The sequence below is a fragment of the Microcoleus sp. B4-C1 genome (assembly GCF_036705285.1).
GTDB lineage: Bacteria > Cyanobacteriota > Cyanobacteriia > Cyanobacteriales > Microcoleaceae > Microcoleus.
In genome coordinates this window covers 1-15,409 of record NZ_JAUBUC010000128.1, presented here as the reverse complement: position 1 = coordinate 15,409, position 15,409 = coordinate 1, and the positions used below count along the sequence as shown (strand labels likewise).

At 44.8% G+C, this 15,409-nt stretch carries 17 protein-coding genes; 12 read left to right on the top strand and 5 right to left on the bottom strand.

Annotation, left to right across the window (positions count from 1 at the left end):
* Positions 1–213: 213 nt before the first annotated feature.
* On the bottom strand, positions 214–894 hold the full coding sequence (locus tag QUB26_RS29380) for a Uma2 family endonuclease (protein ID WP_333320851.1): 681 nt from the start codon (positions 892–894) through the stop codon (positions 214–216).
* A 283-nt stretch (positions 895–1,177) separates the two neighbouring features.
* Between QUB26_RS29380 and gor the strand changes: the two genes are divergently transcribed.
* The 7 genes from gor (at position 1,178) to QUB26_RS29345 (ending at position 6,810) form a co-directional block, all read left to right on the top strand.
* The gene (gor, locus tag QUB26_RS29375; protein WP_333320849.1) at positions 1,178–2,521 is read left to right on the top strand and encodes a glutathione-disulfide reductase; all 1,344 of its coding nucleotides are present in this window, start codon (positions 1,178–1,180) and stop codon (positions 2,519–2,521) included.
* Positions 2,522–2,897: 376 nt separating this feature from the next.
* Positions 2,898–3,434 carry an opioid growth factor receptor-related protein gene (locus QUB26_RS29370; RefSeq protein ID WP_333246807.1) on the top strand — a complete coding sequence of 179 codons (537 nt, stop codon included), beginning with the start codon at positions 2,898–2,900 and terminating at the stop codon, positions 3,432–3,434.
* Between the two features lie 300 nt (positions 3,435–3,734).
* Positions 3,735–4,325 carry a sigma-70 family RNA polymerase sigma factor gene (locus tag QUB26_RS29365; protein WP_333246811.1) on the top strand — a complete coding sequence of 197 codons (591 nt, stop codon included), beginning with the start codon at positions 3,735–3,737 and terminating at the stop codon, positions 4,323–4,325.
* Positions 4,322–4,768, top strand: coding sequence for a hypothetical protein (locus tag QUB26_RS29360; protein ID WP_333246805.1), 447 nt, complete (start codon positions 4,322–4,324; stop codon positions 4,766–4,768). Before QUB26_RS29365 ends, QUB26_RS29360 begins: the two co-directional genes overlap by 4 nt.
* Positions 4,769–4,787: 19 nt before the next feature.
* On the top strand, positions 4,788–5,273 hold the full coding sequence (locus tag QUB26_RS29355) for a Spy/CpxP family protein refolding chaperone (RefSeq protein ID WP_333246803.1): 486 nt from the start codon (positions 4,788–4,790) through the stop codon (positions 5,271–5,273).
* Positions 5,274–5,374: 101 nt separating this feature from the next.
* Positions 5,375–6,070 (top strand): YqiA/YcfP family alpha/beta fold hydrolase, encoded by a 696-nt coding sequence (locus QUB26_RS29350; RefSeq protein ID WP_333246802.1) that lies wholly within the window; start codon positions 5,375–5,377, stop codon positions 6,068–6,070.
* Positions 6,071–6,102: 32 nt separating this feature from the next.
* Positions 6,103–6,810 (top strand): ROK family protein, encoded by a 708-nt coding sequence (locus QUB26_RS29345; RefSeq protein WP_333246800.1) that lies wholly within the window; start codon positions 6,103–6,105, stop codon positions 6,808–6,810.
* 159 nt (positions 6,811–6,969) lie between these two features.
* On the opposite strand, the gene QUB26_RS29340 is transcribed toward QUB26_RS29345, so the two are convergent.
* Positions 6,970–7,251, bottom strand: coding sequence for a WGxxGxxG family protein (locus tag QUB26_RS29340; protein WP_333246798.1), 282 nt, complete (start codon positions 7,249–7,251; stop codon positions 6,970–6,972).
* A 183-nt stretch (positions 7,252–7,434) separates the two neighbouring features.
* Between QUB26_RS29340 and QUB26_RS29335 the strand changes: the two genes are divergently transcribed.
* Together QUB26_RS29335 and QUB26_RS29330 are read left to right on the top strand one after the other, a co-directional pair.
* The gene (locus QUB26_RS29335; RefSeq protein WP_333246796.1) at positions 7,435–8,616 is read left to right on the top strand and encodes a histidinol-phosphate transaminase; all 1,182 of its coding nucleotides are present in this window, start codon (positions 7,435–7,437) and stop codon (positions 8,614–8,616) included.
* A 249-nt stretch (positions 8,617–8,865) separates the two neighbouring features.
* Entirely contained in the window at positions 8,866–9,408 is a 543-nt protein-coding gene (locus tag QUB26_RS29330; RefSeq protein ID WP_333246794.1) for an REP-associated tyrosine transposase, read from the top strand.
* Positions 9,409–9,538: 130 nt separating this feature from the next.
* Here the strand turns inward: QUB26_RS29330 and QUB26_RS29325 are convergent, their stop codons facing one another.
* Positions 9,539–10,111, bottom strand: a complete 573-nt coding sequence (locus tag QUB26_RS29325) for a hypothetical protein (RefSeq protein ID WP_333246792.1) — start codon at positions 10,109–10,111, stop codon at positions 9,539–9,541.
* Between the two features lie 58 nt (positions 10,112–10,169).
* On the opposite strand from QUB26_RS29325, the gene QUB26_RS29320 reads away from it, so the two are divergent.
* The gene (locus QUB26_RS29320; protein ID WP_333246809.1) at positions 10,170–10,595 is read left to right on the top strand and encodes a DUF2358 domain-containing protein; all 426 of its coding nucleotides are present in this window, start codon (positions 10,170–10,172) and stop codon (positions 10,593–10,595) included.
* A 165-nt stretch (positions 10,596–10,760) separates the two neighbouring features.
* Positions 10,761–10,925 carry a hypothetical protein gene (locus QUB26_RS29315; RefSeq protein ID WP_333057750.1) on the top strand — a complete coding sequence of 55 codons (165 nt, stop codon included), beginning with the start codon at positions 10,761–10,763 and terminating at the stop codon, positions 10,923–10,925.
* A 154-nt stretch (positions 10,926–11,079) separates the two neighbouring features.
* Here QUB26_RS29315 and QUB26_RS29310 read toward each other — a convergent pair whose 3' ends face one another.
* Positions 11,080–12,546, bottom strand: a complete 1,467-nt coding sequence (locus QUB26_RS29310; RefSeq protein ID WP_333246790.1) for a glycoside hydrolase family 13 protein — start codon at positions 12,544–12,546, stop codon at positions 11,080–11,082.
* Between the two features lie 766 nt (positions 12,547–13,312).
* On the opposite strand from QUB26_RS29310, the gene QUB26_RS29305 reads away from it, so the two are divergent.
* Complete coding sequence (locus QUB26_RS29305) at positions 13,313–14,602, top strand: glucose-1-phosphate adenylyltransferase (RefSeq protein ID WP_333246788.1); 1,290 nt, start codon at positions 13,313–13,315, stop codon at positions 14,600–14,602.
* Between the two features lie 226 nt (positions 14,603–14,828).
* Here the strand turns inward: QUB26_RS29305 and QUB26_RS29300 are convergent, their stop codons facing one another.
* On the bottom strand, positions 14,829–15,032 hold the full coding sequence (locus QUB26_RS29300; RefSeq protein WP_333246786.1) for a hypothetical protein: 204 nt from the start codon (positions 15,030–15,032) through the stop codon (positions 14,829–14,831).
* Positions 15,033–15,409 lie beyond the last annotated feature (377 nt).

Below are 15,409 nucleotides of genomic sequence, written 5' to 3'. Positions count from 1 at the left end.
TAAGTTTCCCACGATCCCAGACCCATGCAAATACTACCCTTGACAATTTCCTTTTTTCCTTAACTTGTCACCAATGGTAATTATGGAACTTACACAAAGGTGGTGAGAAACCTGATTTTTTCACGATCATCATTCGCTACAGCGCGCATAAACCATAAAAAACCCGGTTTCTGTGGTCTTGATGCGTAAGCCCTAAATTAAACAATTTGTCGCTTAAATGCTCTCAGGATCGATGTTCAATTCGCGCAGTTTTGCTGCCAAACGTTCGGCTCTTTGAGCTTCCTGTTCGGCCCTTTGAGCTTCTTGTTCGGCACGCTGGCGGTTTAATTCCCCCTGTTCCTCCAATTCCGCATAGGAAAGAAACCTTTGTCCATCGGGTCGATATATTTCTAACCCAGCTTCGCCCAACTCAAATCGTACTCCCAATCTCGGACTTACCCAGCCCTCCATCGGCTCAATTAATTCTAAGTTTCCTTCAATTCTTTGCCAACCGCTCAAATCGTTGTTTTCGGGATCGTAAAGGTAATATTCATCGACTCCATAGCGATTGTAAAATGAAAGTTTTTTGTACATCTTGGTTTGTCTGTCGTTGTGAGAGCGAATCTCAAAGGCAACTTGGGGAGCAATATTATCTTCGTTAAATTGCAGGTAGGAACGTCGATCGCCTTTTGGTCTGCCAAATATTACCATGACATCCGGTGCTTGAGAAATGTCTGGTCTACCTTCAACTGGATACCACAGTAAATCGGCTGCTACAAAAACGTTTGGGTCGTTTTTAAACAGCGATTCGCAACCTTCTTTGATTTTGACAATTAATTTGTATTGAATTGTGCTATCTGCCATTGGTTGACCGTCGCTGCATGGATAAATAATTTGTTCGGTCGTGACTTGCATGGTGGTTGTCTCCGAGAACTATAATTAGCTATTTCCTCATCGGCCGCAGAAAAAAAAATTTACATTTTTATATGTTTCTTGTCGATCGCTTGTGCTATACTCTAATAATGGGAGTGTGAGCAATTTTAAAATTAAGGGAAATATTCCTATTATTAAATAATACCTCAATAAGCACAAAAAGTAAAGTAGTTGACCCCAAAAAAAAACAAAATTTTTTTGAGATATCATTAAGAAAAGTAAAGCGTAAAATTGGTAAGTGGGCGATAAGAAGGTACAGACAATTATGACATACGACTACGACTTGTTTGTGATAGGTGCGGGTTCCGGCGGATTGGCGAGTTCCAAGCGAGCAGCATCCTACGGCGCAAAAGTGGCGATCGCCGAAAATGACTTAGTAGGCGGAACCTGCGTAATTCGCGGCTGTGTCCCCAAAAAACTCATGGTGTACGCCTCCACATTTTCGCACCTTTACGAAGATGCGGTGGGCTACGGTTGGAGTCCAGTAGAAAGCAGCTTTGATTGGGAAAAACTTGTCACCACGGTAGACACAGAAGTGCGGCGGCTGAGCAAACTGCACATCAGCTTCCTCGAAAAAGCCGGAGTCGAATTAATCTCAGGATACGCCAAATTTATTGACCCCCATACCGTCGAAGTTGGTGACAGAAAATATACCGCTGCCAAAATCTTAATTGCAGTCGGCGGAGAAGCGCAAAGAGTCCCAATTGTCGGCATCGAACACGCGATTACCTCTCGCGAAATCTTCCTACTAAAAGAGCAGCCAAAACGGTTGGCAATTTGGGGAGGAGGCTACATCGGCGTCGAATTTGCTTGCATTATGAACGGGTTGGGAAGCCAAGTAACTCAAATCATCCGCCGTGAATTAATTTTGACCGACTTCGACACAGAAATTCGCACCAACGTGCAAGAAGGAATGATTAAGCACGGCATAAACATTTTGACAGAAAGCTCGATCAACCACATTGAGAAAACCCCAGAAGGCTTAAAATTAACTCTGTCGGGAACAGCCGAAGGAACGCTAATAGTAGACGCGCTGTTGTGCGCTACCGGGCGCAAACCCAACTTGGAAAAATTGGCTTTAGAAAATGCGGGAGTAGAAACAGATAAAGGTGCGATCGCAGTTACCAAAGACAGCCGCACCAGTCAGCCGCACATTTTTGCAGTGGGAGATTGCACCAACCGCATCAATTTAACGCCAATTGCGATCGCCGAAGGCCGCGCTTTTGCAGATACTGAATTTGGTAATAACCCCAGATCGATCAGTCACGAAAATGTTGCATCAGCAGTATTTTCGCAGCCGGAAGCAGCTACAGTTGGCTTAACAGAAGAGGAGGCTAAAGCCAAGTTTCCCGAATCAATTAAGTGCTATACAGCCAAGTTTAGACCCATGTTTCATTCTTTGACAGGTGCAGATGAGAAGACTTTTGTCAAGTTAGTTGTTGAAACTAATACTGACAGAGTTTTGGGTGTGCACATGGTTGGGAAAGACGCGGGCGAGATTATTCAAGGAATGGCGATCGCTGTTAATATGGGAGCTACGAAGAAAGACTTCGACGCGACTATTGGCATTCACCCATCGACTGCTGAAGAGTTTGTGACTCTGCGGTAAAGCGAGGGAAGCAGCCAGGGGTTTAAACCCCTGGCTAATAGCTAAAGTCGGTTGAAACTGAAATCTTGCACCAATCTCAATAAAGGGCTATTGGTGGGGTTGGGGCGGGTTTATTTAACCTATCTGCAACCGGAGAGGCTGTTGGCGAACCCGCCCCTACAGGTAATTGCGAATGGTGCAAGATGTGAGTTAAAACTGACTGAAGAACAACATTCTTAAAAATCTGTAGGGGCGGGTTCACCAATAGCTTAAAGAGATACCCAAAGACTCAAAAACCCGCCCCCACCCCGCGATAAATTCCTTTATTTATATTGGTGTAACATCTCAGTTTTAACCGACTGAAGATTAACCTTCTGATTTTTTTTATAGCAGATTAATGAGTGATTCAACCAAACAAAACAAAATTTTAGCATTCTATCTCGGTCAGCAGCCTGATTCACAAGGCCGGGCGATCGAGGATATTTGGTCGTGGGATTACCAGAAGCTGGAATCCGTGCACAATTACATTCAATGGCTGTTTCCGCTGAGAGAAAAGAGTCGCTTTAATTCCAGTGCTCCAACTTTAAATGATGAGGTGATTCAAGCTTTTAGAACAAGTGAAGAGTTGAGAAGTCGCTTATTCAAATCTCTAAAAGTCATGCTGGCGTTTTACGGGTTGGAATGCCGCGAAGGGGAAAACGCAGAAATTGTAATTGCCAAATCTGCAGAATATTTGTCAAGAAAAAGACAGTGGATAGAAAAATTTAATCACAACTATTTGCGGCTGACTAGGATTCTCACAAGTTTAACAGAGTTGGGATTAAAAAAATATGCTTTGGCTCTTTTCAAATGTTTAGATGATATCTATAATGAAGACCAAAAAAGTATTGGTTTAGAAACTTATACTTATTGGAAAAATGCTGTAAATCGTTAGAACTCACATCTTGCATTATTGTTAAGAACGGGCTCTTCGGCCCGTTCCACAATAAAATTGAGTTTTGTGGAACAGGTCTCTTGCCTGTTAGGGGCGGGCTAGAAGCCCAACCTTTACTCCCCACAAGAAAATTTATTTAATTTTTGTGGAACAGGCCGGAAAGCCTGTTACTGACATTGGTGCATTTTTACACCCCAAGCGGATTCATGCTCAAAATAAAATTTTAAATGATTTGAACCTTTTTCGCGATCGCCCTGTCTAAACACTTCAGATAACGAACTGGTGGGGGAGACTTCACAGGTGTTAGCTGTGTCAGCCAATGTTTTAATCGATGACTGTTCCGACTCGGACTTAGTTGCTCAATGTTTAAAGGGCGATCGCACTTGCTTTCGCTACCTTTACCAACGCTACCAACACAAAGTCAGGTCAACCCTTTACCAACTATGCGGCCCCTCGCTTCTTGACGATTTAGCACAAGAAGTATTCCTGCGAGTCTGGAAAGGATTGCCCAAACTGAAGCACCAGGAAAACTTTTCTACTTGGCTTTATCGAATCACTTGGAATGTGGCTTCCGACCAAAGACAAGCATTTGCTAAACAGCATTCTTTTGACTCCCAACTCAAAAATCAAGAAACAATGGATCGGGTTATTCTCAAAGATAACACATCGGACTTGATGCAGTTGCACTATCAAGATTTAGTGCAGCGCGGACTGGAGCAATTGAGCTTTGAACACCGCAGCGTTTTGGTGCTGCACGACTTAGAAGACATCCCGCAAAAAGAAGTAGCCCAAATTTTGGGACTGCCTGCGGGAACTGTCAAATCTCGCGTGTTTTATGCCCGAAATGCTGTGCGGCAATTTTTGCAAAAAGAAGGTGTCATCGAGCTATGAATAACCCAAGCAGCGACCAAGAGTTAGTTAATTTCTTGAAGCAACATCGCGCCAATATTCCTGAATCTGCACCAGATTTAGAGCAAAAAATTCTAGCAGCAATAGAAACTAATCAGGCGAGCCTTCTTAATGAAAAACACCGGGAAAAAAGGCGAGGAACTACGTCACCTAAGTCTCATGACAGGTTAAAAATATCATCTGTTTCTAAGTGGGGTGTGTCGTCTGCGATTGCTGCTAGCCTGCTACTTTTTTGGTCTGGCTACCGTCCGTTTGAGACTGCACAATTACCAGATGAGGAAACAGCTAAGTTAGAAGCATTTTTAGTGACTAACTGGGAGGGTGTACTCCATGACTCTCCTCAAGAAAATATGACCGATCGCCCGCCAACAGACTGGTTGAATTTCCCTGTTTCCTCGGAAAGCGAACCGCCAACAAATAAGTAATATCAAAGAGGTAATTTTCATGTCAATTCGTCGTATTTCTGCCCTAGCCGTTTTAATGCTGACTCTCGGCAGCACAGCCGCAGCAATAGCAGTTCCTAATCCTTTAGAACCGGAAACAATTGCCCAAAATCAGCGTCCAAATCGACCCGCTGGCATGGAAGGTGGGATGTTCGAGAAACTTAATTTAAGCGCAGACCAAAAGCAGAAAATGCAGGCCGTGCGCGATCGCTACAAAGACCAACTTTCCCAGCGAATGCAAGCAGTTCGCCAAGCCCGACAAGAATTGGACACGATGATGTCCGGCACGGCAAATGCCAGCGAAATTCGTGAAAAACACCGTCAAATAATGGGATTGAGACAGCAGTTTGAAGAGGTGCAATTTGAAAATACACTCGCATTGCGAGAAGTGCTCACGCCTGAACAGCGCAGCCAATTCGCTCAACTGATGCAGCAGCGCCGACAAAATGCTAAAAACCGGATGCAAAACCGTCAAAAACCGCAGTAATAGTGCCATTTTGTTCACGGCTTATTAGAGCCCCGACTTCTTTAAGAAGTCGGGGCTGTGGGTGTTATAATTAATATTTGTTGTTAAATATCAATTACTGAATGAATTTAAAAAACCATTCGAGTTACATTTATTTACACGGATTTGCATCAAGTCCCGATTCCCTTAAGGCAAGATATTTCCGAGATTGCTTTTCGTCCCTAGAAATTGACCTAAAAACTCCCGATCTCAATCAAAACGATTTTTCCGGTCTCACCCTCACCCGCCAGTTGCAGCAAATAGAAACAGAATTTTTGCAAACCCCTAATTCGATATCCTCCCCATCGGCAGACAAGGAACAATTAGGGGGAGTTACAATAATTGGGTCTAGTTTTGGGGGGCTGACAGCGGCTTGGTTGGCCCAGCGACAATTGTCAGTAAAACAAATAGTTTTGTTAGCACCGGCTTTTCAATTTATCTCCCACTGGCTGCCGCTGTTGGGACAGCAACAGTTAGAAAAGTGGCAGTCGGAGAAATATTTGCCCGTTTACCACTACGGCGAACAAGGTTATCTGCCGCTGAATTATCAGTTTTTGGCAGATATGGCTCAATACCCTGAAGAAAAATTAATGCGGTCAGTCCCTACGTTAATCCTTCACGGCCAGCATGATACAATAATACCGATTCAAGCTAGCAGAGATTTTGCCGCTAACCGTCCCTGGGTGCAATTAATCGAATTAGAAGACGATCATTCTTTGGGAAATGTCCTAGCGGAAATTTGGGAAGCGATTCAAAAGTTTTGCCAATTCAAAAATTAAAATTTGACCAACTTGCAAGTCTTAACAATCAAATGACTCAACAAGATCGATCGACTCGCACCTTAGCCGTTGACATTGGCGGAAGTGGCATCAAAGTTATGGTTTTGGACAATGAAGGCGAGCCCCAAACGGAACGCAGCCGTTTAGAAACGCCTCAACCACCAAAACCAGAACCCGTATTAGAGGCGATCGCCTCTTTAGCAAGCGGACAAGGGGAATTTGACCGAGTATCCGTCGGTTTTCCCGGCGTCGTGCGTCTAGGCGTCATCAAAACCGCAGTGAATTTAGATCCGTCTTGGATAGATTTTGACCTAGAAACTACCCTTAAAGATCGCTTGGGGAAACCTGTGCGAGTGGCTAACGATGCCGATATTCAAGGATTGGGAGCAATGGCTGGGACGGGGGTAGAATTAGTAATTACCCTGGGCACCGGTTTCGGTTCTGCCTTATTTGTCGATGGTATATTGGTGCCAAATCTAGAATTAGGGCATCACCCGTTTCGCAAAGGGGAAACTTATGAACAGCAATTAGGGCGATCGGCATTAGATACAGTCGGTTCCAAAAGATGGAATCGCCGTTTGGAAAAAGCGCTCACCTATCTGCAAAATCTCTTTAACTGCGATCGCATTTACATCGGCGGCGGCAATACTAAAAAGATAGTTTTTGAGTTACCGCCGCAGGTTAAAATAGTACCAAATGTGAGCGGTTTATTGGGCGGCATTGCTTTGTGGCGGGATTGAATAAACAAACTTTGTGGCCAAAATACCCAAATATATCAAAGAAACCGGATTTGTTACTCGGATTAAAGGCAATAATCCAGTCTTTCGGTAAAAAACCCGGTTTCTGAATCCACGACGGTTGATTTGGTTTTTTGGCTTGTGGGATGGCAGTTTAAAAAATTATTCGCCCATCGGATCGCGGTAGCGTTTGGGTTCATCCTTGCGAAAGAGATTCGCCAAACCGAGGATGCCCAACAAACCCAAAGCACCCCAATGATTATTGTCGCGCTTGCTTTCTTGAAAGGGAGTGGTGTCTAGAATAACTCGATTAGAATCAGTATTGTTCTGTGCCGGAGCTGAGTCCGTTTGAGCCCAGGCCGGCGCTGAAGGGAGAATCGCCACACTCAAAGCTATGAGGGTAGCGGCGACATTTTTAGATATATCGGAAGTCTTGAGTTTCATACTTGGTTTCCACCTATTAGCAGTTACTTTCTAAGAATAATCACTTGGCCGCAGCCGACGCATCAATCGATCGACAGAAACTCAATTCCTTCTCTCCTCTTGCTTTCGAGATAGAACAAGCTCTATGCTAAGTTCAGATGCTTCTAAGCAGATAATCTAAAATAAAAAGTCGTAAATTATACCATGCTTCCCTTTATCCGAAAAGAGTTAGCCGAACTTACCGCATACACTCCCCATCCGGGCGGCACATCAGGAGAACCAGCGCACTCGGAAAGTGCGATCGATCGCCTCGATACCAACGAATGCCCCTACGACTTGCCAGAAGAATTAAAAAAAAAGCTAGCTTGGACTTACCAGCAGTTAATTGAGACAAATCGCTATCCCGACGGAGGGCACGCAGCGCTCAAAGAGGCGCTCGCCCAATACGTCAATGAATCCCTAAATGTCCCCCCCCTTAACAAGGGGGGGCTAGGGGGGGTTACAGTGCCAAAAACCGCCATTACAGCCGACAATATTTCTGTGGGCAACGGTTCCGACGAACTAATTAGATCCATCTTAATAGCTACTTGCTTAGGCGGTACAGGCTCTATTTTCGTTGCGAATCCCACCTTTTCGATGTATGGAATAATCGCCCAAACCCTCGGCATTCCCGTTGTCAGTGCTCAGCGAAAAGAGGAGACTTTTGAAATCGATATCGAGGCGGCTAAAAGGGCGATAGCCCAAAATCAAAATCCCCCCGTGCGCGCCGTCTTTGTCGTTCACCCCAATTCGCCCACAGCCAATGCTTTGACACCAGATGAAATAGAATGGTTGTCAACTTTACCCGAAGAGATATTAGTAGTAATTGACGAAGCTTATTTTGAATTCAGCCAAAATACTTTAGCAGACCAATTGCACCATCACCCGAATTGGATAATTTTGCGGACATTTTCCAAAGCATTTCGACTAGCATCAATGAGAGTCGGATATGCGATCGCCCATCCCGAACTCACAGCCGCCTTAGAAAAAATCCGCCTCCCCTACAACCTTCCCAGTTTCTCGCAAACGGCCGCCGAGTTAGCCTTAGCGCAGCGCCAGTTATTGCTAGCAACTATTCCCGAAACTCTATCAGAAAGAGCCAAATTAATTGCAGCGCTAACTCAGCATCAAAAATTGCAAGTTTGGCCGAGTGCGGCTAACTTCGTTTACCTGCGGGTGAAAGCCGCTGAGGGCGAATCTGCTGAACAGGAACACAAACAAATCATGCAGCAGCTAAAAGAGCGGGGTACTTTAATTAGGCATACTGGAGGAGGTTTGCGAATTACGGTGGGTAGCCCGGAGGAAAATCAGCGAACAGTCGATCGAATCGCAGCGATTTTGAATTGACAAAACTCCTTAAAAATGGTGTCGAATCAGCGAAATTAATCAAATTACATAGAGTGTTGGGTTTCGTGCCTCAACCCAACCTACACTATTAAGTAAGCTGGCATTCTGTAGGTTGGGTTGAGCGATAGCAAAACCCAACACCCAATTTATTAATAATGTTGGGTTTCATTCCTCAACTCCACGGCTTATACAGAATGTTGGGTTTCGTGCCTCAACCCAACCTACATTATAAAAATGAGTGCTTAGCCCATGCAGTATCGTCGTCTAAAAAGTCCCGGAGCTACCTACTTTTTTACTATTGTTACCTATCAGCGCCAACGCTTATTTTCTGACCCCGAAATGGTAGAGTTGCTTCGCGCTGCATTACGCAATGTTATAGCTAGATTTCCCTTTACAATTGATGCTATTGTTGTTTTACCCGACCATCTCCATTGTATTTGGACGCTGCCCGCTCAAGATGCTAATTTTTCAAGTCGCTGGCGATTGATCAAGAATTATTTCAGTCGTAATTGTCCTGAGCAATATAAACAAAATCGTTCAGTGTCTCGTTTGAAAAAAGGTGAGCAAGCTATCTGGCAGAGGCGGTTTTGGGAGCATCAAATTAGAGATGAAGTGGATTTTGCCAATCATGTGGATTACATTCATTATAATCCGGTCAAGCATGGATTAGTTGCCGCACCACGGGATTGGGAATATTCCAGTTTTCATCGCTATGTGCAGGATGGTTCTTATTCAAGGGATTGGGGCGCGAATGTTCTGATTGAATGGGACAATGAAGTTGGTCAGGAATAATGAATATTAATTTGGCAACAAATCTTGCGTAGGTTGGGTTGGAACGATAATGGAAACCCAACATCAACATCGGTTGTGTTGGGTTTCGTTCCTCAACCCAACCTACGGCTAAAATGATGTAATAACATTTTTAATTATCAATTTGTCGCGCCGCCCGAATGGTTTGGGGAAATACGCCTACTAAAAGTGCCAAAGCTTCATCGGGAATTTGTGCCACCGTTTCCGAATCCAAATATTGTTCAAACTGAGTTAAAACCATTTGTGCGCGTTCCAAAGCTGTAGGCTTTGCCGTTAACTGTTCCATTAACCGCACCCACTGCCGCCGAATTCCCAAAGCTTTCTGTATTTCTTGGGGAGAGTGAGGGCAAACCAAACAAAAATCGCCCACGGGAATCGCCTGCACAGAGTCAACATCAAAAGCGCCCCCAACGGCAGCCCCAGGCCCGGCAAACTCCGCGTGGAAACGTTTAATCAAAATTAGGCCGTTCCGGCGACGGCTATCTACCATCAACAGCTTACCGCTGTTGATTTCTGCGAGAATGTCAGAGGAGTGGGGGTGTTCTGTCAAATCTGTGCCAAGGTTTCGATTTCGCAAGTCCGGGTCAGCAGAAAAGCCGAGGCGGACAATATAATTAGAGGTAAGATTAGAGCTGGTTGAAGTATCAATTTTTTTCTCCTCCCGCTGCTGATCGAGATTATTCATTTAAAGTCATAAATTAATACTGTCACAAGGTGGTCGTTTGAGTGCGATCGAATATCAAATGCAGGTAGAACAAGCAGTAGACACCCTGAAAGCGGATCTCCCGACGCTTTTTGAAAAAGACATCTCCTACGACATCTACACAAAAGATGTTTATTTTCAAGACCCTGTTAACAAATTTAAAGGAAAAATTAACTATCGCATTATCTTTTGGACTCTGCGATTTCACGGGCAGCTATTCTTTAACGAGATTTTCTTCGACCTGCACGACGTAGGTCAGACAGCCCATGATAGTATTGTGGCAAATTGGACTGTTCGCGGCACACTGCGGGTTCCCTGGAAAGCTCGGATTTTTTTTAACGGCTACTCTACTTATAAACTGGACAAAGACGGCTTAATTTACGAACATATCGACACCTGGGACAGAGAACCCGGAGAGATTTTCAAGCAGTTTTTCCGCAAGGGGGAGGAGGGAAGCCAAGTATAAGCCAAAAAGGTCGATCGCGCCGAGCCATCCGGGTCGGCAACCGAATTAACTTATAATGGCTAAAATAATCATCATCCCTCCGATTCATTTTTTGCTATTTGTAAATTGCTAAAATGATTGTCGCCGTTGATGGATTTTCTGCTATTTGCACTCCTGAAAAATCTCATGGCTGATATTGTCCAGACTGCCACCAATGCAGACTCTTTCAAAACACCCGTGACTGTTATTGAAGCGGCTGGTTTGTTAGATTTATTGCAAACACCGGCACCTTATACCAGCATTGCTTGCAGCATAATCAAACTTGCGGCATCTCTAGATTTAGTAGGGTGATTATGGGCGCACCTTACATTTTAAACTAGAGAACTTACGCAAGTGTCACAATTAGTAAGGTGGGTCAGATCCCAAACCCTCGATCATCTGTCCATCAATCGGTCTGACGCACCCTACAAGTCGATTGGATCGTGACACTTGCGTAATTGCTGAACTAATTATCAGAACCTAAAATCAATGCCGATCGCGCCGGCAGCATCAATTCTAAAAGGCGAGTTTCCCCGTCACCTTTCCAAACAAACTCGCCTTTACCGAACAGCAATTTATCGTGAGGAGATTTCAAACTAGCTGGCTCAAAGCTAATATTAGCTTCTTCGGTCGCGACATTGACAGCAACAACTATTTCCTCATCCCCCAAAATTCTGGCAAAAACGTAAACCGTTCCCTCAGCAAACAGAACTTGGTACGAACCAGTGCGGAGGGCAGCGTATTTGTGACGCAAAGCTATCAACTGCTTGTGATAATCTAAAACATCAAGTTCCCAGCGAGCTTGTAAGGGAAAACTGCGGCGAGAATCGGGATCGAGAGCACCGGGCAAACCAACTTCATCGCCGTAGTAAATGCTAGGAGCTCCCGGAAAAGTTAACAGCAGCAAAGTTGCGAGTTCGACACTAGCTTTATCGCCTCCTGCAATTGTTAACAACCTCGCAGTATCGTGACTGGCCAACAAATTAAGTTGAGTTAGCTGTATGGGCCACGGGTACATTTCCAAAACCTGCTGAATTTTGTCGCCGTACTCTTTAGCAAAAAGCGGCGGATAGGGATGGTAAGCACGGCCTTCAATTTGAGTTAAATCAACCCTGTCCCCCGCTGCAAAAGCAATAGTCGGTGCAGCAAAAAGATAATTCATCACCCCGTCAAATTGAGTACCGTCGAGCCATTCTGTCGCATCTTCCCAAACTTCGCCCACAATGTAAGCTTCGGGATTAACTGCTTTAACTCGGTCTCGAAATTCCTGCCAAAATCCCGGGGTTTTAATTTCAAAAGGAACGTCCAGCCGCCAGCCATCGACGCCGAATTTAATCCAATATTCGGCGATTTCCATGATGTATTCTCGCACTTCTGGATTCTCGTGATTGAATACAGGAAGGGCTCGATTCCCATCCCAACCGGCATAATTAGCAGGAAAATTGCCGTCGTAGGCAGATAACGGCCAGCCTTCAATTTTAAACCAATCGAGCCAAGGAGAACCGGGGCCGTTTTCGAGGATGTCGTGGAAGAAGAAAAAGCCGCGGCTGGCGTGGTTGAATACGCCGTCGAGGACGATTTTGATGTTGCGATCGTGAGCTGCGTCTAGAAGCTCTTTAAAAGCTGGATTGCCACCCAACATCGGATCGACTTGATAGTAGTCGTGGGTGTGGTAGCGGTGATTGCTGGCCGACTGAAATATGGGGGTGAAGTAAATTGCGTTAATGCCTAAGTCTTGCAAGTAGTCTAGCTGTTCCATCACGCCCCACAAGTCCCCCCCTTTGTAGCCTTGCAGGGTGGGGATTGCGTGCCATTCTTCCCACATGAAGTTTTGCAGCATGCGTTTGCGGGGCTGTTTGCTTTTGGCGAAGCGATCGGGGAATATTTGGTAGAATACGGCGTTTTTAACCCAGTCCGGCGTTTGAATTTGCATACACTTTTTCTAGCTTTTACGGCTTAGGCTACAGTAGCAGATGTTTCTAGCGGATCTAACTTTTGGTAGAGAATAGACATTTTATCCCATTTTGTCGATCGACAAATTGTAAAATATTACACAAATTTGCAGTCAATCTAAGATGGAAAACTGACTCTACCTAGAAGAAATTTATCGTCCCGGCGGGCGGCGCTTTCTGACTGGTGTGGAGTCGGACAAACTCAGATAACAGGAGCGCCAGCCAAAAGAACCCGATCAAATTCCAGCAGAACCCGATCGCGAGGAAGGGCCTATAAACAGCGTCAGCGCCCGTGGTGGTGCGATCGACCGGCCTTGAAAAAGAACAATAGCGCCATGAGCCTCGATCGAGAAATTGTGAAAACCGGGAATTTACCCAAAAAACTTGTTATTAACAGCCAAAACCCCGAACCTTATTCTTTCCTTAAACTGCCTTTATTTATTGAAGGGTGTTTTAACTCACAACTCCCAACTTTTTTAAATATCCATTATTGATTGAGGGGTATTTTAACTCACCACTCAAAACCCCTAACTCCAGCCCCGCACACAATCCAACTCTTCTAAACCGGGTTTTATAACTCTTATTGAGGGTTTGAAGAAGTATTGGGATTAAACAACCCGGTTTGTGGGTAAGCGACTCAACTCCTAACTCAAAACTCAAAACTTCCTTGCTCCCCCCCCTTGTCAAGAAGCCCTCACCATCCGACACTGTACTTGGAGAGTTAATCGACCCTAGGGAGAAAGTTCCTTGAAAAAAGTTTTAGCCATCATCCTCGGTGGCGGTGTAGGCACCCGCCTTTACCCCCTAACCAAATTGCGAGCCAAACCCGCAGTTCCCCTCGCAGGCAAATATCGCCTCATCGATATTCCTCTCAGCAACTGCATCAACTCGGAAATAGTCAAAATCTACGTCCTCACGCAATTCAACTCGGCATCCCTGAATCGTCACATCGCTCGCACCTACCAGTTTTCCGGCTTCACCGAGGGATTTGCCGAGGTGCTCGCCGCCCAGCAAACTCAGGAAAACCCCAACTGGTTTCAAGGGACAGCCGACGCAGTTCGCCAATATCTCTGGCTGCTAGAAGAGTGGGACGTTGACGAATACTTGATTCTTTCGGGCGATCACCTCTACCGCATGGACTACCAGAAGTTTGTGCAGAGACACCGCGAAACCAACGCCGATATCACCCTCTCGGTGTTGCCAATGGACGAGAAGCGGGCCTCGGATTTTGGTTTGATGAAAATCGACGACAGCGGCCGCATTGTTTCTTTCAGCGAAAAGCCAAAAGGCGATGCGCTCAAACAAATGCAGGTGGATACTACTAAACTGGGACTGACAGCGCAGCAGGCTCAGGAAAGTCCTTACATTGCTTCGATGGGGATTTACGTCTTCAAAAAAGAAGTTCTGATTAAACTTCTGAAAGAATCTCCCAACCAAACTGATTTTGGTAAAGAGATTATTCCGAATAATGCAAAAGACCACAACGTTCAAGCTTATTTGTTTGACGATTATTGGGAAGATATCGGAACCATTGAGGCTTTTTACGATGCTAACTTGGCTCTGACCAAACAGCCTCAGCCGCCTTTCAGTTTCTACGATGAAAATGCGCCGATTTATACTCGCCCGCGTTTCTTGCCGCCGACTAAGCTTTTAGATACTCACGTGACTGAATCGATTATTGCTGAAGGCTGCATTCTCAAACAGTGCCGGATCGACCATTCTGTGTTGGGAGTTCGATCGCGCATTGAAGCTGGATGTACAATTCAAGACACCCTGGTAATGGGTGCTGACTTCTACGAACCCGACGCCGAACGGCATTCGAGTTTGGACAACGGCGGCGTCGCCCTCGGTATCGGTGCAGATACTACAATTCGCCGCGCGATTGTGGATAAAAATGCCCGCATCGGCCGCAATGTTCAAATAATTAATAAAGACGGAGTGGAAGAAGCCAACCGTGAAAACCAAGGTTTTTACATCCGCAGCGGCATTATCGTAGTCCTGAAAAATGCCACGATTCCTGATGGAACTATCATTTAGTTATTAGTCATTAGTCATTAGTCGTCAGTCATTAGTTTTTTAAGTTAAAATCTGTTACCTGCTTTTCAAGTGACTGATGATAAATAAGTAAATTAGTGACAGATCACCAATGACCGATGACTGATGACTGATGACGAAATTCATTCTTTTTTTTGTTGATTATTAATTCCCACCGCTGATGCGAGTTTGTCGAAATACTTGGCTTTATTCCAATGCTCGCGCATTATTAATAAGCGACAGTATCTGTTACTGTCTGCCGTGATACAGATATGTCCGATCGCCTGCGTCTAGCGAATAGCTTCTGATTCTTGTATTTGCGCTGGTAGCACGACTGACAAATGCGCTGCCCGTTTCTGAGTACCACAGCACTCTCGGAACTATCTTTCCAATCGTCGCAGCAGCCACAAGGCCAACTTAGCAAATAATTCATAATGTTAGCACCCTAGTAGCGTTAAAAGCTTATCGCTATACTATTCTATCTTAATGTTTTATAAAAATGTGTGATTTAGCTAACAGACAGCAAAGAAATTATGTTATATTAGTTGGATTTAAATCTATTCAGAGGTTGTAAAAATAAAATTTTATAGGACGGATCTGGGGTGAATAAAAAATATCTAGGAATTTTGTGGAAGAACGGCGCAATTTAGGGTATTATATAGTCACAATTTAGAAACCAGATTTGACCGAACTTGCTGATGAAAACCTGCTAAGGAATGAGAATTAAATAACTTTCACTCTTGAAAGTGGGATGGGCGTCCCGCCCGGCCTTTTTGGGCGGGCGGGGCGCCCCACCCACAAAAACAATAA